This window comes from Pusillimonas sp. (assembly GCF_035515275.1).
In the GTDB taxonomy this organism is placed as follows: Bacteria; Pseudomonadota; Gammaproteobacteria; order Burkholderiales; family Burkholderiaceae_B; genus Pusillimonas.
Genome location: NZ_DATJBQ010000096.1, coordinates 22,035 through 45,201, shown reverse-complemented (window position 1 = coordinate 45,201; position 23,167 = coordinate 22,035). Strand labels below are relative to the sequence as shown.

Sequence of the window (23,167 nt, the reverse complement as noted above, 5' to 3'; positions counted from 1 at the left end):
CACTAAGTATCGCCACGTGCTCTTGCGCCCACTGCAGTTGCTCGTCAGACAACGAAGGCGCGTCCAGGCCTTCGTAGACATCGCCGTTGAAGGCCAATACGGCCTGGCGCGAATTTGTCTGGGTGAACTTGGGCGTCCAGGCCGCGTAGCGTTCGACATTAAGCTGCGCCAACGCATCGCTAAGTTTCATCAGTGCCGCAACTTCGCTGGCCGATTTTTCTTTTAGCACGCCGATCAGCGCGGCAGCCTGTTGGACAAACAGCGGCTGGGTGTGCAGCGTGCTGCGTACAGAAGAGTCGTAATCAAGTTTTTTCGCGGGAGACAATAGCAAGAGCATTTCGTTTACCTGTTTTCATCCATGTGACCGCGGCGTATTACCTTGGGCAGCCCCGCGTGCAAACATGCCCGCACCCATGGGTTGGTACGCCTTTATCGGCCTACACTATACGCGATCCCTGCGGCGCCAAAAGGCAATGGTGCGTAGCCCTTAGCGAGCCGTCCAGCCTCCGTCAATCGACATGGCCGAGCCCGTCATTTGCTCGGCCGCCTCCGAGGCCAGGAACACCGCCGCGCCTCCTAGCTGCTTGGGCGTGACAAACTGCAGCGAAGGCTGTTTTTCACCCAACAATCGCCGCGCCGCGGCATCAAGGTCGATGCCCTGCTCTTTGGCGATGGCTTCGATCTGTTTTTCGACCAGCGGTGTGCGTACCCAGCCGGGGCAAATGGCGTTTACCGTAATGCCGTTACCCGCATTTTCAAGCGCGGTTACCTTGGTAAGCCCAACCACCCCGTGTTTGGCCGCCACATAAGCCGACTTGGCCGGCGAAGCGACCAGCCCATGAGCCGAAGCAATATTAATAATGCGCCCCCAGCCCTGCTTCTTCATATAGGGCAACACTGCGGCCGTGCCATGAAACACGGCAGAAAGATTCAAGGCAATAATGGCGTCCCAGCGTTCGATGGGAAAATCTTCGATAAGGTCGGTATGTTGCACACCGGCGTTATTCACGAGAATATCGATGCCGCCCAAAACACTGGCGGCTTCATCGATGAATGCACGGGTGGCATCGCCACGGCTCAGATCGGCATTGATGTAATGCGCCTTTACAGCGAATTCAAGCTCGATATTGACCCGTTCTTTTTCAATCGCCCGGGGGTCGCCAAAACCATTGATGACCACGTCGGCCCCATTGGAAGCCAGTTCGCGGGCGATGCCCAACCCGATTCCACTGGTCGAGCCCGTAATTACTGCGCGTTTACCGTCAAGCATGCTTTATCCCCATGTGCGTCGTTCATGCCGGCGCAGGCCGGCGGCCAGTGCTAGTTTAAACCTAGCACACGACGCATTCAGGTTAAGCGCTGACGGCTACGTAACCACCGTACTTATTGGATTCCGGCTTCGAATCACTGGCCCACCAAATAATCAACAAAATGACGCCTATACCTGTCAGCATCAAAAGCTGCCACCATCCGGTTCGTCCGATGTCATGCAAACGACGGCTTCCTGCAGCGATAGCCGGAATACAGAACAGCAACGAGACGAACGTACCGAACAGCTCTCCGCCTGACCCGAACGTAATAACGCCCACGATGTTGGCACCCCAGCTGATCAATACTGTGAATAGATAGAACCACCAGAATTCGCTCCGGGTCGCCCTGCCACTGAATGTGGCATATTTTGACAAGCATGTAGAAATCGCGGTGCTGAAGTTCATTAGCTATTGCCTTAATAAGGTAAATGGAAGTAGAGCAAGGGCGTTATTTCGGCTGGGTAACTCCAGGCCGTCATTAACAACAAAACATTACCAAATGTACATAAAATTTTCAGTTACGACAATGGGAAAATTCGCTGTCGTGCCAAACAATATGAGCCCAGTGCGGTCTTCCTCCACGACTCCGCCAGGCAAGCATCAGCGCCGACAATTCATCAATTCCGTCCCACCCGACAGCGACCTATTGCGTAGAAAGCAAAAGCGCCCCGAAAGGGGCATTTTTGCGTGTTCTTGGCGGAAGTTGCGTTGAGATCGATGTTGCGGCCAGTTCAAAAGTATCTTGATGACGAAGCCGCCATCGCCCGACACGTTCTGGCGACGGCCAGCGTAGACTTACCTGTAGAAACCCAGACTTAATTGGGCAATACCTGTCGGATTTGATACCGACTTGAGATTGCTGTGAAGGACCGTGTTCGGCCATGTGCAGTCATAGCCATGAGCAGCGCAAAGCAGACAACAAAACGACAGTTTTTACACTACTACGCCCAATATGAAGTCCCGGGTGTCCTTAAACAAAACACTATTGCACGGAAAATCAATAATGAAAACTCGCCTTGTTATCGATGTGGGAGATTCGCCCAGGACGGTGTTTGAATCAACCCGGAAATCGCGGAGGCTGTTTGGTTAAAGTAAAACAGGTTCCGCAGCCGGTGCTGCGAGTTCTCGATAGTAACGCTCTTCGGCTTCGGCTGGCGGAATGTCGCCGATAGATCCCAATAGGCGTTGGTGGTTGAACCACGACACCCATTCCAGCGTGGCCAGCTCCACCGCAGCCTTGGTCTTCCAGGGCGCCCGGCGGTGAATCATTTCTGTCTTGTACAGGCCGTTAATGGTCTCGGCCAATGCATTATCGTAAGGCACTTCCGGTATTGCCCAGTTACCCAACCTTTAGGTCGTCCCATATAACACCTCTTTTCCTGAGATGTTGCAACGACCACTTGAATCCACCTTGCGATCCGCGATCGGAATGGTGGACTAACTCATCCGATTGCGTTGGCTGCCGGTCGTACACAGCTTGCTCAAGCGCATCTAAAACGACATCCGTCGTATGCTGCTGGAAGCGCGCCAGCCGACTATGCGTTTGGCATATGCGTCGATGATAAAGGCGACATATAGCCACCCCTGCCAAGTAGAAACGTACGTGAAATCCGCTACCCAGAGCCGGACGATCCGCCTCGAAGTGGCGCCGTACCAGATCTTGCGTACAGGCTGCCGCGCTATCGGGCACCCTGGTGCGAACCCGCTTGCCACGACGCACCCCTTAGATCCCCAGCTCGCCCATCAGGCGTTCGACCGTACATCGCGCCACGCGAATGCTCTCGCGATTCAACTGCTTCCAGACTTTGCGAGCACCATAGACTCGAAAGTTCTGCTCCCAGACTCGATGAATCTGCGGCTTTAACTGTTCGTCCTTCTGGGCGCGATTACTGCGCCGCTGGGGATTGCGACACCGGGCGGCATACCGCCTGTAGGCTGACGGGGCGACCTGCAAAACCTTGCAGATCGGCTCGACCCCGTACAGGTCCCGATGCTGATCGATATAGGCGTTTACTTCTTCAGTTCGCGGTCGAGCGCCGCCTGGGCGAAAAAAGCGCTGGCCGACTTCAAAATCTCGTTGGCTCGCCGCAATTCGCGGTTCTCCTTCTCTAACGCCTTGAGTCGCTCGCGCTCCTCTGTCGTCACACCGGGGCGCGCACCCCCATCGATCTCTGCTCGTTTAATCCAGTCCAATAACGTGGTGGGCGTGCAGCCGATCTTCGGCGCAATCGACTCGACAGCCGCCCACAACGACCGATATTCGTCACGATGCTCCTGCACCAGGCGCACCGCGCGTTCACGTACTTCAGGGGAAAACTTGTTGTGCTTGCTGTAGGCGTGGCTTGTTCATTGCCAGATTTTCCAGCAATTCATTACAAGTGTTTGTGAGGTTGTAGGCAATCTGGTGGGCCCTGAGCCTCACCTCATGACCTGCTCCGGTTCCCAATGGGAAAAACAGGTATTTTTTGCCGAAATGTTCCTGAAGCGCAGTAGGAACAAAGAAGCGCACGTAATGACGTTGACGCTATAGAAAATAGAAAAGGCTTCAAGATTGATACACCTTTTGGTATACCTTCTTGAAGCCGTTTCTGCTATAAATCCTTTAACAACAAGGACTTAGAGCGTTTGGCGGAGAGGGTGGGATTCGAACCCACGGTACGGGGTTACCGTACGCCTGATTTCGAGTCAGGTACATTCGACCACTCTGCCACCTCTCCTGGTATGACTGCGGTCAAGCCAAGCATTCTAGCATAGAAAAATTGGCTTTTGTTTGGGCCGCAGTGCTAAATTTTTTAGCTAGGAATTGGCGGCCGCCAAACGCTCGAGCCCACCCATGTATGGGCGCAAGGCCTCGGGCACAATGACGCTGCCGTCTTGTTGCTGGTGGTTTTCCAGCACAGCGACCAAGGCACGCCCCACGGCCAAGCCGGAACCGTTCAATGTATGCAGGTATTCGGGCTTGCCTTTTTCGGGACGGTAGCGGGCCTGCATGCGGCGCGCCTGAAAAGCCTCGCAATTGGAGACCGATGAAATTTCGCGCCAGGTGTTCTGGGCAGGCAGCCATACCTCGAGGTCGTAGGTTTTAGCCGCGCCAAAGCCCATATCGCCGCCGCACAGCAGCACGACGCGATACGGCAGGCCCAAGCGCTGCAACACGGCCTCGGCATGCCCCACCATGCCTTCCAAAGCGTCATAAGAACTATCGGGATGCACAATCTGCACCATCTCGACCTTGTCGAACTGGTGCTGACGGATCATGCCGCGCATGTCGCGTCCGCCGCTGCCGGCTTCGGAACGAAAGCACGGGGTGTGGGCGGTAAGCCGCATGGGCAAGTCGGCCAGCGGCACAATGGAATCGCGCACCGAGCCGGTCAGCGTGATCTCAGAGGTGGAAATTAGGTAGAGGTCTTCGCGTTCGTCAGCGTCTTGCCCTTCGGCAGAGTCGTGGTCGGCGCCCCCTTTGGTTACCCAGAACATGTCGTCCTTGAACTTGGGTAACTGGCCGGTTCCGAACAAGGTGGAGCTGTTCACAATATAGGGTGTGTAGCACTCTTGATAGCCGTGCTCGCCCGTTTGCAGGTCAAGCATGAACTGCGCCAGAGCGCGATGCAAGCGGGCAATGGGCCCACGCAGCATCATGAAGCGCGCACCTGACAATTTTCGGGCGGCTTCAAAATCAAGGCCCAGCGGCTCGCCCAGGCTGACGTGATCTTGAGGCTCGAAACCCAGTGGCGCGGGGTTGCCGTCGCTTCCGGGCTCGCCTGGCAGCCAGCGCCGAACCTCAACGTTGTCGGCCTCTGACTCGCCGGCAGGCACGCTTTCGTGCGGCAGGTTGGGCAGTGTCGACAACCAGTCGTGAAGCTCTTCCTGCACTTGGGCCAGGTCATTTTCGAGGTCTTTCAGGCGGGCGGGTATGGCTTGCGACTCGGCCATTTCGGCGGTGGCGTCCTGGCCCTTGGACTTAAGTTGACCAATCAGCTTGGAGACGGCGTTGCGGCGCGCTTGCAATGTTTCGGTTTCGACCTGCACGGCCTTGCGGCGGGCCTCAAGCGCATTGAACCGCTCGACGTCAAAGGCGAGGCCGCGACGCTGAAGCGCGCTGACGACGGAGGGCATATCTTTGCGAAGCTGATTGGGGTCTAGCATTTTGGTCGATGTTTACTTTAAAAATAAGAAAAATTGGGCTGATTTTACCCGGAGGCCTACTTGCGGGCTTCGTCGTCAAGGCTTTTAAGAAAAGCCAGCTTGTCGGCGATCTTGGTTTCCAGGCCCCGCGCAACAGGCCGATACCAGCCGGGGGCCGGCATGCCTTCGGGCAGATAGGTTTCGCCTGCGGCATAGCCATGCGGTTCGTCGTGCGCGTAACGGTACTCGCGCCCATGACCCAGCTCTTTCATGAGCTTGGTGGGCGCATTGCGTAAATGCACAGGCACTTCGCGGCTTTTGTCTTTCTTGATGAAAGCACGCGCCTGGTTGTACGCCATGTAGCCTGCGTTGCTCTTTGCCGCCACGGCCAGATAAATAACCGCCTGCGCCAGCGCCAGTTCGCCCTCGGGCGAACCCAGCCGCTCGTAGGTTAGCGCCGCATCGTTGGCAATCTGCAGGGCGCGGGGGTCGGCCAAGCCGATGTCTTCCCAGGCCATGCGAATAATGCGGCGTGACAAATAGCGCGGGTCGGCCCCGCCGTCGAGCATGCGGCACAGCCAGTAAAGCGAGGCATCGGGGTCAGAGCCTCGTACCGATTTATGCAAGGCCGAGATCTGATCGTAAAAGCTGTCGCCGCCCTTGTCGAAACGTCTGGCATTCAGGGTAAGCGCGTTCTCGATGAACGCTGCATCGATATGGCTGACGCCTGCCGCCTGGGCGGCCGTGCTGCATTGCTCGAGCAAATTCAGAAAGCGCCTGGCATCACCGTCGGCATAACCGATAAGGGTATCAACCGCCAACGTCTCGAAACCAAGCGAGCTGAGCGTGGACGACTGCGCCGCCGTTTCAAAGAGCTGGCGCAACTCGTCGTCGGTAAGCGACTTCAGCACATACACCTGTGCCCGCGACAACAGGGCGGAGTTCACTTCAAACGAAGGGTTTTCGGTGGTTGCGCCGATAAAAGTGACCAGACCCGATTCAGCGTAAGGCAGCAAGGCGTCTTGCTGCGACTTATTGAAACGGTGGATCTCGTCAACGAACAATATGGTTTGCTTGCCGAGCGACAAGTTGTGCTGGGCCTGCTCCATGGCGGCACGAATGTCTTTTACGCCCGAGAACACGGCCGACAAGGCGATAAATTCACAATCGAAAGCTTTGGCAGTAAGGCGTGCCAGCGTGGTTTTTCCGACGCCCGGCGGACCCCACAGAATCATGGAGTGCGGTTTGCCCGACTGAAACGCCAGCCGTAGCGGCTTGCCCGGGCCCAGCAAGTGCGACTGCCCAATAACCTGGTCAAGCGTCTGGGGTCGCAAGGCCTCGGCAAGCGGAGCGACCGGCTCGTGTGAAAAAAGATCGGCCATGCGCCCTACCGCATGTTCACGACATCGACGTCGTCGGGCGGCGTGAACCGGAACTGGGACTCAGGCAGCTTGGGGTTGGCCTGAATATTGGATAGGTCAATACGGGTGGTTTGCCCGAACGCATCGAGCAACAGCAGGCGGGCGGGCAGGTCGTTGCGAAACCCGATATCAACATGAGTAAAGCCCGCATCCGCCCCCCGAGGCACGGCCCTGAGCCACTGCAGACCGTCGTCATCGGCCAGCGGCTTCACGTCGAATGAATCTTCGAGCGAACCCGAGCCGAACAAAATGGCAGCCGGCGACGTGCCAATGGACTGATCGACCGAACGCTGGGTTACCTGCGCAAGATCGGGGTCGTACTGCAGCACCATTTGCCCGTCGGACACAATAAGCTGCTCGTACGGGTGCTTGACATGCCAGCGAAACTTGCCCGGCCGCTGAAAAGAAAACTGTCCCGACTGCTCGGGCCTTGACTGCGCCTGGCCACTGGTCTGTTGGGTGAAGTCGCCGGTAGCTGATGCCACATTACCAACGAACTTGCTAAGCTGCGCAGGTGCATCGGCGGCGAAAGCCGCAACAGGAGCCAGCGCCAAGGCGGCAGCGGCCAAAAAATGTTTAATCGGCATTGGTGGTTTCTCCGGCCGGAACGAGGATTTCGCGGTTGCCGTTGGCCTGCATGGCCGAGACCATGCCCGCCTGCTCCATCTGCTCGAGCAGGCGCGCGGCCCGGTTGTAACCGATGCGCAAATGCCTTTGCACCGACGAAATCGACGCGCGGCGGTTTTTAAGCACAATGGCTACCGCCTGGTCATACAAAGGGTCGGACTCGGTGTCGGTAAAGCCGGTAACGCTGCCCACGCCGTCGCCGGTTTCGCCCTCGAGTGCGCCTTCAAGCAGGCCCTCGACATAGTTGGGTTCGCCCTGCTCTTTCAGGTAATCAACAACACGGTGCACTTCGTCGTCGTGCACGAAGGCACCATGAACCCGGGTGGGCAGGCCGGTGCCCGGCGGCATGTACAGCATGTCGCCCTGACCAAGCAGGGTTTCAGCCCCCATTTGATCCAGAATTGTGCGGGAATCGATTTTGGACGACACCTGAAAGGCAATGCGCGTAGGAATATTGGCCTTGATCAAGCCTGTAATGACGTCGACACTGGGACGCTGAGTAGCCAGAATAAGATGAATGCCCGCGGCGCGCGCCTTCTGGGCCAGCCGGGCAATGAGCTCTTCAATCTTCTTGCCCACCACCATCATCAGGTCGGCGAGCTCGTCAATAACCACCACAATAGTAGGCAGGGTCTCGAGCGGCTCGGGCGCGTCGGGGGTAAGCGAGAACGGGTTGGGAATAGGCTCTTCGCGCTTTTGGGCCTCGCGGATCTTGGCGTTATAGCCGGCCAGATTACGGACACCCATTTTGCTCATGAGGCGATAGCGTTTTTCCATTTCGCCCACGCACCAGTTAAGTGCATTGGCAGCATGGCGCATGTCGGTGACCACAGGCGCCAGCAAATGGGGGATGCCTTCGTAGACGCTCATTTCGAGCATTTTTGGGTCAATCAGTATCAAGCGGGTCTGCGAGGCGTCGGCCTTGTACAGCAGCGACAGGATCATGGCGTTGATACCCACCGATTTACCCGAACCGGTGGTACCCGCCACCAGCAAATGGGGCATTTTGGCCAGGTCGGCCACGACGGGGTTGCCGGCAATGTCTTTGCCCAGCGCGATGGTCAGCTGCGACGAAGCCGCATAATAGGTTTGCGACCCCACGATTTCAGACAGCTTGACCATTTGGCGGCGGGGATTGGGTAGTTCGAGACCCATCAGATTCTTGCCGGGTATGGTTTCGACCACCCGGATGCTGACCAGGCTTAAAGCGCGCGCCAGGTCTTTGGCCAGATTGACGATCTGGCTGCCCTTGACGCCCGTGGCAGGCTCGATTTCGTAGCGGGTAATGACAGGGCCTGCCTGGGCTGCCACAACCACCACCTTCACGCCAAAGTCGGAAAGCTTTTTTTCGATGAGGCGCGAGGTGAATTCGATGGTTTCCGGCGAAACCGTTTCAACCTGTTCAGTAACCGGGTCAAGCAGGCTGATGGCGGGCAGATCGCCGCCGCCGTGGGGGGCCTGAGGCGCTGCGAACAAGGTTTTTTGCTTTTCTTTTTCGACCCGTACCGACTTGGGCACCGAAACAATGGCGGGTTCGATGCGAACCGGTTGTTCGTGAACCAGCTGCTCTTGCTTTGCCACCACACTTTCGTCGCGCTCGGCCTTTTTTGCCACGCCCACGCGGCGGTCTTCGCGGGCCGCCTTGAACTCGAGCAGACGGCGTAGGGTTTTTTCAATACCCCGGCCTAGGCGCTCGGCCACGTGCAGCCAGGAAAACCCAAAAAACAGGCTGGCCCCCACCGCCATGAACACCAGCAACAACAAAGTGCAGCCGGTAGCACCGAATGCCTGCACCATTCCGCCGGCCAGCAGTTTGCCAAGCTCGCCGCCCGCCCCGCCCGGCAAGTGTGCCCCGAGAGAGGTAAGCTGCATGGATTCAAGCCCCATGGCTCCTATAAGAAGCAGGAAAAAACCCAGGGCGACCTCCCAGCGTACGCGAGGAAGCACTAACGCGGCCTTGGAGTCGGGCAGCAATACGCCCGTAAGCCGGTAAAACCCGACCGCAACCCGCTGAGCCAGCAGCACCACCCATAACCAGGCCGCATAGCCAAACAAGAACAGCAACAGATCGGAGACGTAAGCGCCCAGAACGCCGCCCCCATTGGCAATGGTTGACGCTTGAACGGAATGGGACCAGGCCGGGTCGCTGGACGACCAGGTAGCCAGAACCAGACCGAGCCAGGCTGCCATCGCGGCGAAGAGGATCCAGCGCGCCTCGCGCGCCAGCCCTGAGAGACGGGATTGCAACGGCGATGGACCGTTGCGTACGTTGCGGGAAGAGCGGGAAGAAGCAGCAGGTAATCTAGCCATGGACTCATTATAATTGGCTGGATGTCTTTTTAGGATTTTCTGCAATGACCACACCCAAACACGTCAAAGTTCTGATCCTGGGCTCGGGGCCGGCAGGCTACAGCGCCGCTGTATATGCCGCGCGCGCCAACCTGAAGCCCGCCCTTATTACCGGCCTCGAACAAGGTGGTCAGCTTATGACCACCACCGACGTGGATAACTGGCCCGCCGACGCCCAAGGCGTGCAAGGGCCCGATCTGATGCAGCGTTTTCAGGCTCACGCTGAACGCTTCGACACCGAGCTTATTCACGACCACATCTCCAGTGTCGACGTGTCAAAGCGGCCCTTTACCCTTATCGGCGACACCGGCGCCGTCTATACCTGCGACGCCCTTATTATTGCCACCGGTGCATCAGCCCAGTATCTTGGGCTGCCCTCTGAGCAAGCCTTTATGGGCCGTGGCGTGTCGGGCTGCGCCACCTGCGACGGATTTTTCTATAAAAAACAAGATGTTATTGTGGTTGGCGGCGGCAATACGGCTGTCGAAGAAGCCCTTTACCTGTCGAATATCTGCGCCACCGTTACCTTGGTTCATCGTCGCGACAAGTTCCGCGCCGAGCCCATACTGGTCGACAAACTGATGGACAAGGTTGCCAACGGCAACATGAAGCTCAAGCTGTTCCACGAACTCGAAGAGGTTTTGGGCGACGATTCCGGCGTAACCGGCGCTCGTCTGCGTAACAATCAAACGGGCGAATCCACCGACATGGCCGTTACCGGTGTGTTCATCGCTATCGGGCACAAACCCAATACCGGCATATTCGAAGGCCAGCTCGACATGCAAGACGGCTACATCATTACCCGCAGCGGCTTGCAAGGCATGGCCACGCAAACTTCGGTGCCGGGCGTGTTTGCCGCCGGCGACGTGCAAGACCACGTCTATCGCCAAGCCATTACCAGTGCCGGCACGGGCTGCATGGCGGCCCTTGACGCCCAGCGCTGGCTGGAGAATGCGAGCGAATAAGCCGGGCCTGGCCGACCTCAAGCAGTTGCGCAAGCAAACCCTTGAGGCCGCCAAGCCCGCCCAGAACAAGGCCGCCGCCAAGCCGGCCACCAATAACAAACGAAAAAAACGTGGCTTCATGCCGCCGGGCGGTCCCCCGCCGGGCGGTCCCGCACCCGTCGCTGACACGGTGCTTACCCCGGCCGGCAGCAATCCGCACACCGGCAACCTCTTGGCCACCGACCCGGCAGAGCTGCTTGACCCCGCCGACCGGGTCTTGTTCAGGCAAGTGGTCAAGTCAGTGCAACGATTGCCGGCTCCCAATCGGGCATTGCTACCCCCCGTACCCGTCGCGCCCAAACAAGTGCTTATACAACGGCGCGAGCGCGCCTCGGGCAACGAGCCGGCTGCACTGCCTCAAGTCTCTGACCATTACACCTCGCCCAAGCTCGTCGGCGACCCGACCTGCTTCGTGCAGGCAAACCACGGACCGGACCTGGTCAAGAACCTGGCTAAAGGCAAATGGCCCATAGGCGCCAGCCTGGATCTGCACGGCGCGACGCTGGACGAAGCCCGTGCAAGATTCGACGCATTCTTGCGCTCATGCATCGAGCACCAAATACGCTGCGTACGCGTCGTACATGGCAAGGGCTATGGGTCGAAAGACAACACGCCGGTGTTGAAAGAAACCGTAAGACGCTGGCTAACTCAAATTGCAGACGTGATGGCCTACGTGGAATGCGCGGAGCGCGATGGCGGCGCAGGAGCCGTACTGGTGTTGCTTCGTGCAAACGACAGTTGAGCAAATGTGGACGGGGCGGCGGCGTAGCGCGAGACGCGCGCTCTGGCTTTTCGCACCTGCCAAAACACCAAAACCGGCGATAAATCGCCGGTTTTGGTGAGTTTTATATTTTTTTTGGGTGTTGCCTATTATTGTGCGCCGGTAATTCCGGCGTGCCCATGCAGGGCTTTGTCTCCTCACCTGCATGGACGGCATTTTGCACCATTCTTTTACATGACACACTTAGGGAATGCACCTAGTTAGTGCAAATACGGTGTGTTGAAGACCTTCTTACGGCTTTTAGCAGGCAAACGATTTATATTCACACAGTACCACCTGAAGAATATCAATACTGCAAAAAGCAAAGGAGACTCGCCATGCCCCAGTTTTTTCGTCACGATATCAACCTTGGACGTCGCCACATGATCGGCACCGGGCTGGCCGCCACCGCCCTGGCATTGGGCGGTTCGGCTTCGGCAGCGACCGGCAAGGTCTGGCTGGACTATGACCAGAAAACGCTCGACAAGGTGTACAACCAGTCGAACTACGCACCAAACATCAAAACGGTCATTGCCCGCTATGGCAGCAATAGCAACCTGACACGCGAACGACTGGGAAAGCCCAAACGCCTTTCGTACGGTGATGCCGAAATTGAAGCACTGGACCTGTACGCAACTACCGAGCCAAATGCTCCGATACACATATTTCTGCATGGCGGCGCCTGGCGTGCCGGAGACGCCAATGGATACGGCTTTCTTGCTGAACCTTTTGTTGGCAGGGGTGCCCACTTTGTCATTCCAGACTTTACCAATGTCCTGGAAAACGATGGCAGCCTGATACCGATGAGCGAACAGATACAGCGCTCGATCGCTTGGGTTTACAAAAATGCGGAGTCATTCGGGGGTGACAGTAGCCGTATTTATCTTTCGGGGCATTCGTCGGGCGGCCATCTTGCCGGGGTCATGGTTACCACCGACTGGAAAAAATTTGACCTTCCGCCCGACGTCATCAAGGGCGCCGTATTAATTAGCGGCATGTTCGACCTGAAGCCGGTGCGCCTGTCGTCGCGCAGCAATTACGTCGCTTTTACCGACGAGATCGAGCATAAACTTAGCCCCCAGCGACACCTCGACCAACTAAACACCCCGCTAATCCTGGTGTATGGCGACCTTGAAACCCCCGAGTTTATTCGGCAAAGCAAAGACTTTGCGGCGGCCGTTGAAAAAGCCGGTAAACAGGTGGAGCTGATCGAAGGGGCAGGCTACAACCATTTTGAAATCGCCGAAACCCTGGCCAACCCATACGGAATCGCCGGCCTGCCCGCCCTGAAGCAAATGGGCCTATAGCTGCTGAAAGTTTTCGTAGTGCCGTTCGGTGTGGTTGGGCTGGTGTGCGACCTCGCGCACCAGCGCCTGAACGGGGCCGCGATGCAGCCACGACAGCATTTGGTCGACTTGTTCGGGCTCACCCTGTATTAACGCTTCCACAGAACCGTCGGACGCATTGCGAACCCAGCCCGTTACGCCCAGCGAATGGGCTTGTCTGACAGTGGCCGCCCTGAAACCCACGCCCTGCACGCGTCCGGTAATCCGAACGTCGAGTGTTTCAATATCGTGCTTGATACCTAACTTTTTCATGCCGGAATTTTAACCAATACTTTATGGCGGGGTGCCAAGATGTACTCGCTTTCATGAGAATGAGAATCGCCTTTACAGGCTTGCGTTGTGCCGCTAAAACGCCAGTTGTTTGACCGAACGCAAAAACTCGGAAGTTGCTTCTAGTTATAGTGAACTTGCCTGGACGCAAAAAACGGACAGGCAAAGCCCTTTCATATGCTCTGGTAGTACCTTCAGCGGGCCGCAAGGCCCGTTTTTTTATGGCAGCGTCTTTGCGAAGGCCCGGGACCAAGCGGGGCAATGAATCGGATGGCGAAATAAGCGGTACGCTCATGCGCAGCAAACGCGTGCGATACTAATCTCATCTTATATTCATTGAGGTTTTCGCCATGAACAACCCTGGAAGCCCGGGTGCAAAAAACGGCCGCATGCCCGTATTTTTTATTCCCCACGGCGCCGGCCCCTGTTTCTTCATGGACTGGAACCCCGCCGACACCTGGGACAACATGGCCGGCTTCCTTAAGCAGATTGAAAGCACCTTGCCTTCTCGGCCTTCCGCCATCGTGCTGGTGTCGGGCCACTGGCTTGAACCCCATTTCAGTCTTACCGGCCATGCACGGCCATCGCTCATTTACGACTATTACGGCTTTCCGGCGCACACCTACGAAATTGCCTACCCGGCCCCCGGAGACCCCATCCTGGCCAAACAAGCAGCACAGCTACTGAATGAACAAGGCCTGCAGGCAGGGGTGGATGCTGGGCGCGGCTTTGATCACGGCGTATTCATTCCGCTGAAACTGGTGTTTCCCTCTGCCGACATACCGGTAGTTCAGTTGTCGCTGCGCCAGGACATGGACCCCGCCGCTCATTTGGCTGCAGGCCAAGCGCTTGCAAAGCTGCGCGACCAGAACGTGTTGATTATTGGCAGCGGCATGAGCTTTCACAATATGCGCGGCTACGGCGACCCTCGCTACACGCCCGTTTCGGCCGAGTTCGACGAATGGCTTACCACCGCGGTGGAAAGCCCACCAGAACAACGCACGGCCCTGCTGCAAGATTGGACACAGGCCCCTTATGCCCGGCACTGCCACCCACCCGGCGGAGAAGAACATCTGATTCCGCTTCTGGTAGCCGCTGGTGCCGCCGACACGTCGCCCGGCCGCAAGGTCTATTCAGAAGTGATCATGAAAACCACACTTTCAGCCTTCCGGTTCGGCTGACCCTTACATGCGTGACCCCAGAAAAATTTAATTATTATTCACCTTCCAAGAAGCACCGCCGTAGCGTCATCGGCTCGACCTGTGCAGCACCAAGGGTAGAAGGCGGCATCGTAGAAAGTATCGCCTAGCCACAGAAACAGGGTAGATAACTGACGCCGTATATGCCAATATACGGCGACTGCAATTCCCCTTCGAACAACAAGGAGCGCCCACCCATGATCGACGATTCGAAGCAACGCTACGGCAGTGTCTCGCGATTCTTCCACTGGGCCATGGTCATTTTGCTGGTCTGGCAAGGCATGAAGTTCTTCGACCGCATCAACGAAGGCGAGCACTGGATCGGCCAGACGCTTGTGCCCTGGCACATTTCCATTGGCGCGTTGATATTTCTCACGGTCATACTCAGGCTTATCTGGGCGCGCAAGCAAAGGGGAAACCGTCCGGAACAGGATCCGGCGACCGCATTCGTGGTCAAGCTTGGGCACGGCCTGATGTACGCCGGCATTGTGCTGATGCCGATCACAGGCATGACGTATATGGTTGGTAATGGCCACGGCCTCGCCCCCTTTGGCATTCAGTTGGTGGCAAAAGGCCCAGAAGTACCCTGGCTGGCAAGCCTGGGCGAATTGCATTCACCCATCGCCTGGATCCTGCTGGCGCTTGTTGTGGGGCATATTGCCATTGCGCTGTATCACGGCCTGGTCAAAAAAGACGGGGTGCTGCAACGCATGCTGTGATGAAAAAACTATCCAAGTATTTCATACGGGGGCTAATAGCCATCTTGCCGGTGGCCCTTACCGTATACCTGCTGTACGTGTTTTTGGCCTGGAGCGAAACACTGGCCTATACGCTCGTAGGCGGCCTGCTGGGCGACATCTACATACCAGGCATGGGGCTGGTCAGCGCCGTAATATTCATTATCTTGGTGGGCTATCTGCTTTCCCATCGGCGCATACGCGGCATGGTGACCATCATCGAGCTGCCCTTCAACAATATTCCGGTCGTCAAAAGCATTTACGCATCGGTCAAAAGCTTTGCCGACTATTTTTCTCCGGGTGGCTCGCAAGGCGCACAGCAGGTGGTTGTTTTGCGCGTTCCGGGTCAGCCTATCGAAATGGTGGGCCTGGTTACGCGAAAGAATCTCGACGACCTGCCCGAAGGCTTCACGAAAGAGAACCGCGTCGGCGTGTATTTGCCCATGGGTTACATGATCGGTGGTTACACTATTTTTGTGCCCGTCGAATGGGTTCAGCCCATCGACATGTCGGTAGAAGAAGTGATGCGCTCGTCGTTGATTGCCTGGATGTCGCGCACCGGCCAGCCATGAAATCGATCATTACGGCCTACGGCGCCCTGGGCATGGCCATTGTGCTCGAGGTAATCGGCACAACCATGCTGCAGAAGTCGGCGCAATTTACGAAGTTTGCACCGACGCTGACCATGGCAGCGTGCTATTTGTCCGCCTTCTACTTTTTATCGATCGTACTCAAAACCATGCCGGTAGGTTTGGCCTATGCCATCTGGAGCGGCCTGGGGGTCGTATTGATCTCGCTGGTCGGTTACCTGCTTTTTGGTCAAAAGCTAGACTTGCCCGCCCTGATCGGCCTGGGCTTCATCATTCTGGGCGTACTGATCGTAAATCTGTTTTCAAAGACGATTCACCATTAAAGTGTCGCGTGGAGCTGAATCGGCACCCGCGCCGACACAAAGCAAAAAGCCCGCAATGCGGGCTTTTTGCTACCTAAGTATTACAGGCGCTTAGGCGTAGGTATTGATGTTGGTTCCCAATGAGCCACTGGTGGCCAGCGTGGTGGAAGGCATGGACGCCAACACGTCGGTGACAAGCTGCGTCTTGATATCGAGCGTTTTGCGAAGCAGATTCGCTTGCGCCTCTTGGTGCACATTGAAATTTTGCAGAGCAACGGCAGCGCCAACAGTGGCTTCAACAGACATACTCATGGGTTTCCTTTGCGGGTTGAGGGCTTGGATCGAGCCCATTCTACTATTGGCAAAGTCAGCTGCGCAACCGGCCCTGAGATAGACACACCCTGTTGCGCCCGCCACGCTTGGCTTCATACATGGCTTCATCGGCAATTTCGATCAGTTCATCCAGGGTGGCGCGCGGCGCCTGCGATGTATGGACGGCGCCAATGCTAACGGAAATTTGCAATGGTTCGTCGCTATCGTAATACAGTCGAATCGATTCGACTGCGCGGCGCAACCGCTCGGCGGCCACCAGAGAGTCTTGAACGGACGTATTGGGCAGTACAACGCCGAACTCCTCGCCCCCGAGACGGCCGAACAAGTCTCCCGGCCGAATTGTCGCCTTGATGACGCGTGCGAATTCACGCAACACGATGTCGCCCGCCGCATGTCCGTGGTTGTCGTTCAATGCTTTGAAGTGGTCGATATCGAGCATCATGAGCGCATTACCGTGCTTGGCTGCCGGCAGCTGCTGAAGATACTCTTGCGTGCCGCGCACGAAGGCGCTGCGCGAAAGCGCGTCGGTGAGGTCGTCGTGATCCAGCGCGACGTTCAGCGCGGCAATCAGGTCATTTCGAGCTGCCAGCAAGCTGGATAGCAGCAACGGCATGACGACGGACAGCAACAAGCCGATCTGCAACGACGCCATCGGCCAACTTCCCTCCCAGCCCAGCGGCCAAGTGCCGTCAACGAATAAGCCCAAACGGCCTGGGCCCAGAATCGCGACCATGACGGCGATCAAGCTCATCCGAACGGTGGTGGTTAACTGATAGACGAACACCCCGTAAATAAGGCCCGGAATTAGAAACGCCACCCCGCCCGGACCTCGAAGCGTGAAATACAAAACCAAGCCGAGAAACAGCACCAAAACCGGCATGAGTAACGCCCCTGCCCTGGACAGGGTGGGCAGGACAAATCGAGAGCTTAGCCGCCGGTCTCGGGACCCAGGGAGCAGCAAAATGACGGGAAGCAAAGTACAGTAACCCAGCCACTGACCCAGAAACGCATTGAACGTTCCACGGCCCAGTGGGTCCATACCCCATTGCGACGGGTTCAGCATCAGGGCCACCACAACGCCGACAAGCGCCGCAACCAGGCCCGCAATCAGTACTCGAACGGTTGATTCTGGTTTACGAAGCCCATCGAGAACGTCGGCGCGCACCAACACCGACCACGCTACCCAAATTGGCAAGCCATGCCCCATCGCAAATGTAGCGGCCTCGTTCAAAGAGCCGTCCCACGAGTACGCACCCAGAACTAACGCTGCACCAATGAGCAGCCAGCAAAGCACGGGTTGGATAGCCAACCTGTAGCGCACCAACAGTCCCGCCAGCACGGCGTCGAGCGGCCAAAGCCATACTGAAGCGAACAGAGGCTCAGTTGCCTGCGCGACGACCACAAGAAACCAAACGACGGCAAACACCAACGCATATACACCCGCGCGACGACATCCTATTGCCGAACGCGCAGCAAGGGTTTGATCCATAAACGACAATTCGAAGCAATAAACCTTCCAGTTTACAACCAGACGCAGACAGACGTAGCGCGAAACACGCGCGGCCGACGCCTTTGCGATATTTAAACCTACATTAACCAGAAGCCGGAGCCGAGAACCTCAACAGCGTGCGCGTTCGTGCACGTGCGTGATCTACGACAGGTAGTGGGTAGTCCACACCCAGACGCAGGCTACAGGCCGCCAATGCGTGGGGCTTCATGGCGGCGGGAAAATGAATGTGGGTATCCGGCACCCGCGCCAGCTCGGGCAAGTAACGACGTATGAACGCGCCCTCCGGGTCAAAACGCTTCGATTGCGTGACCGGGTTGAAGATGCGAAACCAGGGCTGGGCGTCGCAGCCAGTTGAAGCAGCCCACTGCCAGCCGCCATTGTTGGCAGCCAGATCGTAGTCATTCAGGTGATCGGCAAAGAAACGTTCACCCCGCCGCCAGTCGATGCCCAGATCCTTGGTCAGAAAACTGGCCACCACCATGCGCAGGCGGTTATGCATATAGCCCGTTTGCCGCAACTGGCGCATTGCCGCATCAACCAATGGGTATCCAGTTCTCGCTTCGCACCAGGCCAGCCACAGCTCGGGCGCCTCGTCCCATTGCACATGGTCATAATCGGACTTGAACGACTGCGTCACCACCCGAGGGTGATGCCAAAGGATCATGAAGTAGAAATCGCGCCATGCCAGTTCCGACAACCAGGTCTGCGCACCCGCGCAACCCTGGGCCGCCTGCGCTACTGCGAGTGCCGCCAGTTGGCGGATGGAAACCGTACCGAAGCGTAGATGCACTGACAGGTAGGACACGCCCTTTCGACCGGGATAGTCGCGTACTTCCTGGTAGGCCGCCATACGCGGCATAAAATCCCTCAGCAACTGCTGTGCGCCCCGAGTCCCCGTGGGCACGGGCAATTCGAGCAGATTGCTGCGAGAAAACCCCAGGTCCGACAAGGACGGCAGGGGCTCGTTCGTGGGCGGTGCAGCGAGATGGTGGGCGTAGCGTGCCACGGGGTAAGGTTTAAGCTGATAGGCGTCCAAGCGCTGGAGCCAGGCGCGCTTGTATGGGGTGAATACGCTATAGGGGCTTCCTTGTTGCGTCAGCACCTCGTCACGGTCGAGAAGAACCTGATCCTTGTAGTCGCTGAACGCGATACCCACCTGGTCCAAAGCCCGGGAAACACGTTGATCGCGAGCAATGGCCTGGGGTTCATAGTCGCGATTGACCAGCACCTCCTGAACGCCGAGCTCAAGCGCCAGCCGAACAATGCACTCCTGTGCCGGACCATGGCGCACGATGAGTCCGCCGCCGGGCGCACCATTTTGTGCGGCCAGCCGCTGCAAGTCCGTGTGCAGTCCCAGGATACTGGCATGGATGAACTCGACGCGCCGGTCTTGGCGGCTGGGCAGAGCGTTCAAAATATCGCTGTCGAACACAAACGCGCAATACACCCGCGAATACCTGCGTAGCGCGTAATAAAGGGCGGCATGATCATCACAGCGCAAGTCTCGACGCAGCCACACCAGGGCGCTCGGTGCTTTGATGGAAGCCTCAAGATCGTGGATGGTGGGCATTGGAATCCTTGGTTGTGGCGGAAGCTGCCTTGCGAAGCCAGCGCATCAGTACCCCCAGCAGCGGGATTTTTTCGTAGAGCTCTTCGGCGGCGTCCCAATAGTCGCGGTGCAGTATCACTCTCCCCTTCGCATTAAAGCGCAGCAAGGTGGCTCCATGAACGCATTGGTCGACATGGCGCCGCCAACGCCGCATGCGAAAGTGGAATTCCCAGCACAAGAACGCTTGGTCTCCCTGCACGATGTGCTGTGTGACGACAAAGCGCGGTTGATCCAGCGTGGCAAACATGTGGGCAAAAATATGCGCAATGGCTGGCACGCCTCGCACATCATTGAAGGGATCCCTAAAGTGTGCATCAGGAGCGTAGAAAGTATCCAGGCTGGACAGCTGAGCAGGCGAAAGTTGCTCGTACAACGCCACCAGGCGCCGGACGGCGCCGTGCACGTCTTGATCGTCAAGAGCAGAAAAACCAGGCATGCTCACAGCCCTGTGAAGCGATGGACAAGGGGGAAATACCAGCGGTACGGCAGGCAGCGCGCGACCTTGAGTACAGCCGTGAACCGCTTGGGGAACTGCACCTCGAAGCTCCCGCGCTCCCACCCGCGCACCATGGCGACAGCTGCCTCCTCGGGCGCCATCAAGGCAGGCATGGAAAACGTGTTTTGCGCAGTCAATGGGGTGTCGACGAAGCCGGGGTTGATCAGGCTGACTCCCACGCCCTTGGGGCGCAAGTCGAGAAACAGGTTTTCTGCCAGATTGATCAGCGCCGCCTTGGTGGGCCCGTAAGCCAGACTTTGTGGCAGGCCGCGCCACCCTGCAACGCTGGCCACCAGGCTCAGGTGCGGTGTTCGCCCTGCCTGGGCCGCCTGCAGCAAGGCGGGCAACACGGCGGCCAGCACGTGCAGTGCACCCACGACGTTCACGCGCTGATGCTGCAGGAGTTCAGGCAGATCCAGCATGTCTGCTTGCATCGGACGGTAGTGGCCGGCGCAATAGCACACCAGGTCGAGCGGGCCGTCCTGCAAAATTTGTTGTGCGGCGCACGCGACCTCTTGTGCGCCGGTCACGTCCAGCGTCAATGCCTGACTGCCGGGGTGCTCCTGCACGAAAGTCTCAAGCAGCTGCCGATTGCGCGCCGACACATAGACCAGTGCGCCCCGTGCATGCAGCAGTGCCGCGACTGCACGCCCGATGCCGCTGGACGCGCCAATCACCCACACACGTTTACCGTGCCAATCAAGAATAGGAGAGTTGAGCGGCACGGCCTTACTCCTTGGTGAATGAAAGCAGCACTTCACCCAGGGTGATGCCGAACTTGCTCATGGTGGCGCGATTGAGCAGCACACGCTCATCAACCAGGAACATCCAGTCATCGAACTGCACCTCGTACTCTTTGCCGTCCACCGGCAGGCGCAGCGTGTAGTTCCAGCGAAAGGCGTTGCCTGCGGTCTGGCCCTGCGCCTCGCCCACGACATCATCGGCACGGCCGGTGTAGCGCCCGTCTGCGTGTTTGGTCAGACGCCAGATGCGCCGCTCGGTGCTGCCGTCCGAATAGGTAAAGGCTTCGTCCAGCACGCCCTGGTTGCCTTCCCAACGGCAGTCCATGACGACGACAAAGCGACGCACCACCTCGCCTCCACGCTTTTGGAAGATGCCGTGGGCATGGATGCGTCCATTGAAATAGCGATCGAGCTCCAACAGAGGTCGCTGCTGAGCATAGTCGCTGACCTTGGGGCCGGCGCAACCAACAAGCACGGCGGCTCCTGCCAACAAGGCCAACAAACTTCGGCGGCGAGAGATCATGAGGTCACTCCTTGGAATGAGTTACGAGGAACAATCAACAGTCGGTGCAATAAACCGGCCGCCGTCAGCTTGAGGGCGCAGGGCAACAGCGCGTAGGTCCAGGCCAAGCGTTGCAAGGCCTGCGGATCCTCACTGCCAGGCGTGTAACCCAGCCATTGCAACAACGGCAGCGTGGCACCGGCGGCCAGCGCCAGATTGAGCTTGGTAGCCAGATTCCACCAGCCCAGGTACGCGCCTTCATTGACGCCCTGCGCCCCGTGGCGCTCGATCAGCAAGGCGAGTAGCGCGCCGGGCACGGCCAAATCAGCGCCCAGCGCCGCGCCCGACAGCACGCAGATCACGACAAAGGCCGCCACCTGCCCGCCCTCTAGAACGGCCGCCCAGCCGAAGCAAGCCACCGCCAGCAGCATGCCGGCCAGCCACGCTCGCTCCAGGCCGAAGCGGCGCACGGCCCGAACCCACAATGGCATGGACAGTGCGCCACTGACGAAATACAGCACCAGAAACAGCGCGATTTGAGGCTGGCTAGCCTGCAGCCGGTCCTGAGCAAAGAACAGCATGAGAGCGGCGGGAATGGCGCTGGCGATGCCGTTGCACAGAAAGACCGCCAAAAGGCGGCGAAACTCCGGCTCTGCCAGCGGCTGCCAGAGTCGGGATTGGGCGGCCCGCCGTCCCTCGCAGGGCGCGTCCGCAAGCGGCGGGCGCGGCGCACGCCACAGCATCAACCAGCCGGCCAGCAGCAACAGTGCAAACGCGCCCAACATCGTGCCGCCCCCCCATGCCACCGACAGCGCGCTGGCAGTGACCACACCAATCAGACCCGGCCCCTCGCGCCAAGCCACGATACGGCTGCGCTGCAGTGCATCGCCCCCCAGGCGCACGCCCCAGGCCTGATGGGCAATGGTCAGCAGACTGTGGGCCAGACAGGTGAACAAGAGCCCTACCACCATCCACGCCGCCAGAGCGGCAGAGCCCTGCACCAAGGGAAAAAACAGACCGGCCATTCCCGCCCATATTAGTAATGCCGCAGCACCCGCCACCCAGAGCACGGCAGACACGCTGCGGTGATACAAAAGGTCGCTCATACGCCCCAGCAGCGGTTCGGCTCCTGCGTCAAGGAGCCGCACCAGCATCAGCAGCGCTCCAACGGTGGCCAGCGGCAAACCGAGATCACTCGCGTAATAGTGCGGCAGCACCACGTACAGCGGCAGCGCTGCAAATGCCAGTGGCAGACCCAACAGCCCGTACGCCAAACCTGCCCGAAACGGCAGCACCCGAGCCGAACCCCATGGCATCGTTCTGGTCATCATTAACTTCCCGATTCTCGCGCCAGCAAAGCACGGCGCAGACTTGGCTCGGACGTATTCGGCCCCAGCCAAATGCCAAAGAAGCGGCGCGCCAGTTCGGCGTCTTCGATCATCCCCAGCGCCAGGTCGCCCCGCCATAGACGCATTCCCAACCCGGGCTCATATACACCGGTCAGGCGGTCGCCAGGCTCGACGTCCGGTAGTACTGCGGCCAAAGCATTTTGCCAACGCAGGGCCAGCTCGGGCGTCAGCTCACCCTCGCGCTCTATCTCCTCGACAGAGCGTTGGGCGATAGCCGCGCCTATGAAGGCGCGGTAATAGGTCAGTTCCAACGCCATCGGATAGGCACCGAAATCTGACGCCTTGAATTGCGTTCCTACCCACAGCTGAGCGTCGTAGATGCGCAGCCCAAAAAAGCGCAACTGCCCCCGGCCCGAGAGGGCCGCTCCGTCGAGCGCCTGATGCACGAAAGCGGGAGGGGCTGTCGCTTGTTCGGCTACTGCGCCAGAGACGGCAAGTGCGCCGGAATTGAGCACAGCGAGCATGCCGGCAAGGGTCAATCGTTTCAACGATGACAGCGAAATGCGATACATGTTTGTCGGGCGC

At 58.2% G+C, this 23,167-nt stretch carries 23 protein-coding genes, 1 tRNA gene, 1 pseudogene and 1 other annotated feature; of the genes and pseudogenes, 7 read left to right on the top strand and 18 right to left on the bottom strand.

What is annotated here, in order from left to right; genetic code table 11:
* The 9 genes and pseudogenes from VL003_RS07230 to VL003_RS07190 all read right to left on the bottom strand — a co-directional run.
* Positions 1 to 337 (bottom strand): YaaA family protein (locus VL003_RS07230; protein WP_325441031.1); only part of this gene is annotated, 337 nt, incomplete at its 3' end.
* A gap of 150 nt (positions 338 to 487) precedes the next feature.
* Positions 488 to 1,270 (bottom strand): 3-hydroxybutyrate dehydrogenase, encoded by a 783-nt coding sequence (locus tag VL003_RS07225; RefSeq protein ID WP_325441029.1) that lies wholly within the window; start codon positions 1,268 to 1,270, stop codon positions 488 to 490.
* 82 nt (positions 1,271 to 1,352) lie between these two features.
* A complete protein-coding gene (locus VL003_RS07220; RefSeq protein ID WP_325441027.1) occupies positions 1,353 to 1,715 on the bottom strand; it encodes a DUF805 domain-containing protein in 363 nt (120 codons plus the stop codon).
* 681 nt (positions 1,716 to 2,396) lie between these two features.
* Positions 2,397 to 3,599: pseudogene (locus VL003_RS07215) on the bottom strand (IS3 family transposase).
* Positions 3,250 to 3,366, bottom strand: a sequence feature (AL1L pseudoknot). Its footprint overlaps the pseudogene before it by 117 nt.
* A 337-nt stretch (positions 3,600 to 3,936) precedes the next feature.
* Positions 3,937 to 4,027: transfer RNA gene (locus VL003_RS07210), tRNA-Ser, on the bottom strand.
* Between the two features lie 79 nt (positions 4,028 to 4,106).
* Positions 4,107 to 5,456: a serine--tRNA ligase gene (serS, locus tag VL003_RS07205; RefSeq protein ID WP_325441025.1), complete on the bottom strand. Its 1,350-nt coding sequence runs from the start codon at positions 5,454 to 5,456 to the stop codon at positions 4,107 to 4,109.
* A 56-nt stretch (positions 5,457 to 5,512) separates the two neighbouring features.
* A complete protein-coding gene (locus VL003_RS07200) occupies positions 5,513 to 6,817 on the bottom strand; it encodes a replication-associated recombination protein A (protein WP_325441023.1) in 1,305 nt (434 codons plus the stop codon).
* Positions 6,818 to 6,822: 5 nt separating this feature from the next.
* Entirely contained in the window at positions 6,823 to 7,443 is a 621-nt protein-coding gene (lolA, locus tag VL003_RS07195; RefSeq protein WP_325441021.1) for an outer membrane lipoprotein chaperone LolA, read from the bottom strand.
* Positions 7,433 to 9,793 (bottom strand): DNA translocase FtsK, encoded by a 2,361-nt coding sequence (locus VL003_RS07190; RefSeq protein ID WP_325441019.1) that lies wholly within the window; start codon positions 9,791 to 9,793, stop codon positions 7,433 to 7,435. The genes lolA and VL003_RS07190 overlap by 11 nt, the downstream gene beginning before the upstream one ends.
* Positions 9,794 to 9,837: 44 nt before the next feature.
* On the opposite strand from VL003_RS07190, the gene trxB reads away from it, so the two are divergent.
* From trxB to VL003_RS07175, 3 genes are all read left to right on the top strand, one after another.
* Positions 9,838 to 10,797: a thioredoxin-disulfide reductase gene (gene trxB / locus VL003_RS07185; RefSeq protein ID WP_325441017.1), complete on the top strand. Its 960-nt coding sequence runs from the start codon at positions 9,838 to 9,840 to the stop codon at positions 10,795 to 10,797.
* Positions 10,784 to 11,578 (top strand): Smr/MutS family protein, encoded by a 795-nt coding sequence (locus VL003_RS07180; protein WP_325441016.1) that lies wholly within the window; start codon positions 10,784 to 10,786, stop codon positions 11,576 to 11,578. The genes trxB and VL003_RS07180 overlap by 14 nt, the downstream gene beginning before the upstream one ends.
* A 356-nt stretch (positions 11,579 to 11,934) precedes the next feature.
* Entirely contained in the window at positions 11,935 to 12,903 is a 969-nt protein-coding gene (locus tag VL003_RS07175; protein ID WP_325441014.1) for an alpha/beta hydrolase, read from the top strand.
* Here the strand turns inward: VL003_RS07175 and VL003_RS07170 are convergent.
* Positions 12,898 to 13,194, bottom strand: a complete 297-nt coding sequence (locus tag VL003_RS07170) for an acylphosphatase (RefSeq protein WP_325441011.1) — start codon at positions 13,192 to 13,194, stop codon at positions 12,898 to 12,900. The two genes, VL003_RS07175 and VL003_RS07170, sit on opposite strands and share 6 nt — an antisense overlap.
* 368 nt (positions 13,195 to 13,562) lie before the next feature.
* On the opposite strand from VL003_RS07170, the gene VL003_RS07165 reads away from it, so the two are divergent.
* The 4 genes from VL003_RS07165 (at position 13,563) to VL003_RS07150 (ending at position 16,061) form a co-directional block, all read left to right on the top strand.
* A complete protein-coding gene (locus VL003_RS07165; protein ID WP_325441009.1) occupies positions 13,563 to 14,393 on the top strand; it encodes a DODA-type extradiol aromatic ring-opening family dioxygenase in 831 nt (276 codons plus the stop codon).
* Positions 14,394 to 14,608: 215 nt separating this feature from the next.
* Positions 14,609 to 15,130 carry a cytochrome b gene (locus tag VL003_RS07160; RefSeq protein ID WP_325441007.1) on the top strand — a complete coding sequence of 174 codons (522 nt, stop codon included), beginning with the start codon at positions 14,609 to 14,611 and terminating at the stop codon, positions 15,128 to 15,130.
* Entirely contained in the window at positions 15,130 to 15,720 is a 591-nt protein-coding gene (locus VL003_RS07155; RefSeq protein WP_325441005.1) for a DUF502 domain-containing protein, read from the top strand. Before VL003_RS07160 ends, VL003_RS07155 begins: the two co-directional genes overlap by 1 nt.
* Positions 15,717 to 16,061: an SMR family transporter gene (locus VL003_RS07150; RefSeq protein ID WP_325441003.1), complete on the top strand. Its 345-nt coding sequence runs from the start codon at positions 15,717 to 15,719 to the stop codon at positions 16,059 to 16,061. Before VL003_RS07155 ends, VL003_RS07150 begins: the two co-directional genes overlap by 4 nt.
* Positions 16,062 to 16,151: 90 nt before the next feature.
* Here VL003_RS07150 and VL003_RS07145 read toward each other — a convergent pair whose 3' ends face one another.
* The 8 genes from VL003_RS07145 to VL003_RS07110 form a co-directional block, all read right to left on the bottom strand.
* Complete coding sequence (locus VL003_RS07145) at positions 16,152 to 16,352, bottom strand: putative motility protein (RefSeq protein ID WP_325441001.1); 201 nt, start codon at positions 16,350 to 16,352, stop codon at positions 16,152 to 16,154.
* A gap of 55 nt (positions 16,353 to 16,407) precedes the next feature.
* Positions 16,408 to 17,862, bottom strand: a complete 1,455-nt coding sequence (locus VL003_RS07140; RefSeq protein WP_325440999.1) for a GGDEF domain-containing protein — start codon at positions 17,860 to 17,862, stop codon at positions 16,408 to 16,410.
* Positions 17,863 to 17,965: 103 nt separating this feature from the next.
* Complete coding sequence (locus VL003_RS07135) at positions 17,966 to 19,453, bottom strand: cryptochrome/photolyase family protein (protein WP_325440997.1); 1,488 nt, start codon at positions 19,451 to 19,453, stop codon at positions 17,966 to 17,968.
* The gene (locus VL003_RS07130) at positions 19,431 to 19,928 is read right to left on the bottom strand and encodes a nuclear transport factor 2 family protein (RefSeq protein WP_325440995.1); all 498 of its coding nucleotides are present in this window, start codon (positions 19,926 to 19,928) and stop codon (positions 19,431 to 19,433) included. The genes VL003_RS07135 and VL003_RS07130 overlap by 23 nt, the downstream gene beginning before the upstream one ends.
* A 2-nt stretch (positions 19,929 to 19,930) precedes the next feature.
* Positions 19,931 to 20,713, bottom strand: coding sequence for an SDR family NAD(P)-dependent oxidoreductase (locus VL003_RS07125; RefSeq protein WP_325440993.1), 783 nt, complete (start codon positions 20,711 to 20,713; stop codon positions 19,931 to 19,933).
* A gap of 4 nt (positions 20,714 to 20,717) precedes the next feature.
* Positions 20,718 to 21,254, bottom strand: coding sequence for a DUF3833 domain-containing protein (locus VL003_RS07120; protein WP_325440991.1), 537 nt, complete (start codon positions 21,252 to 21,254; stop codon positions 20,718 to 20,720).
* On the bottom strand, positions 21,251 to 22,561 hold the full coding sequence (locus VL003_RS07115; protein ID WP_325441035.1) for an MFS transporter: 1,311 nt from the start codon (positions 22,559 to 22,561) through the stop codon (positions 21,251 to 21,253). The genes VL003_RS07120 and VL003_RS07115 overlap by 4 nt, the downstream gene beginning before the upstream one ends.
* Positions 22,562 to 22,563: 2 nt before the next feature.
* Entirely contained in the window at positions 22,564 to 23,154 is a 591-nt protein-coding gene (locus tag VL003_RS07110; RefSeq protein WP_325440989.1) for a chalcone isomerase family protein, read from the bottom strand.
* Between the last annotated feature and the right edge of the window lie 13 nt (positions 23,155 to 23,167).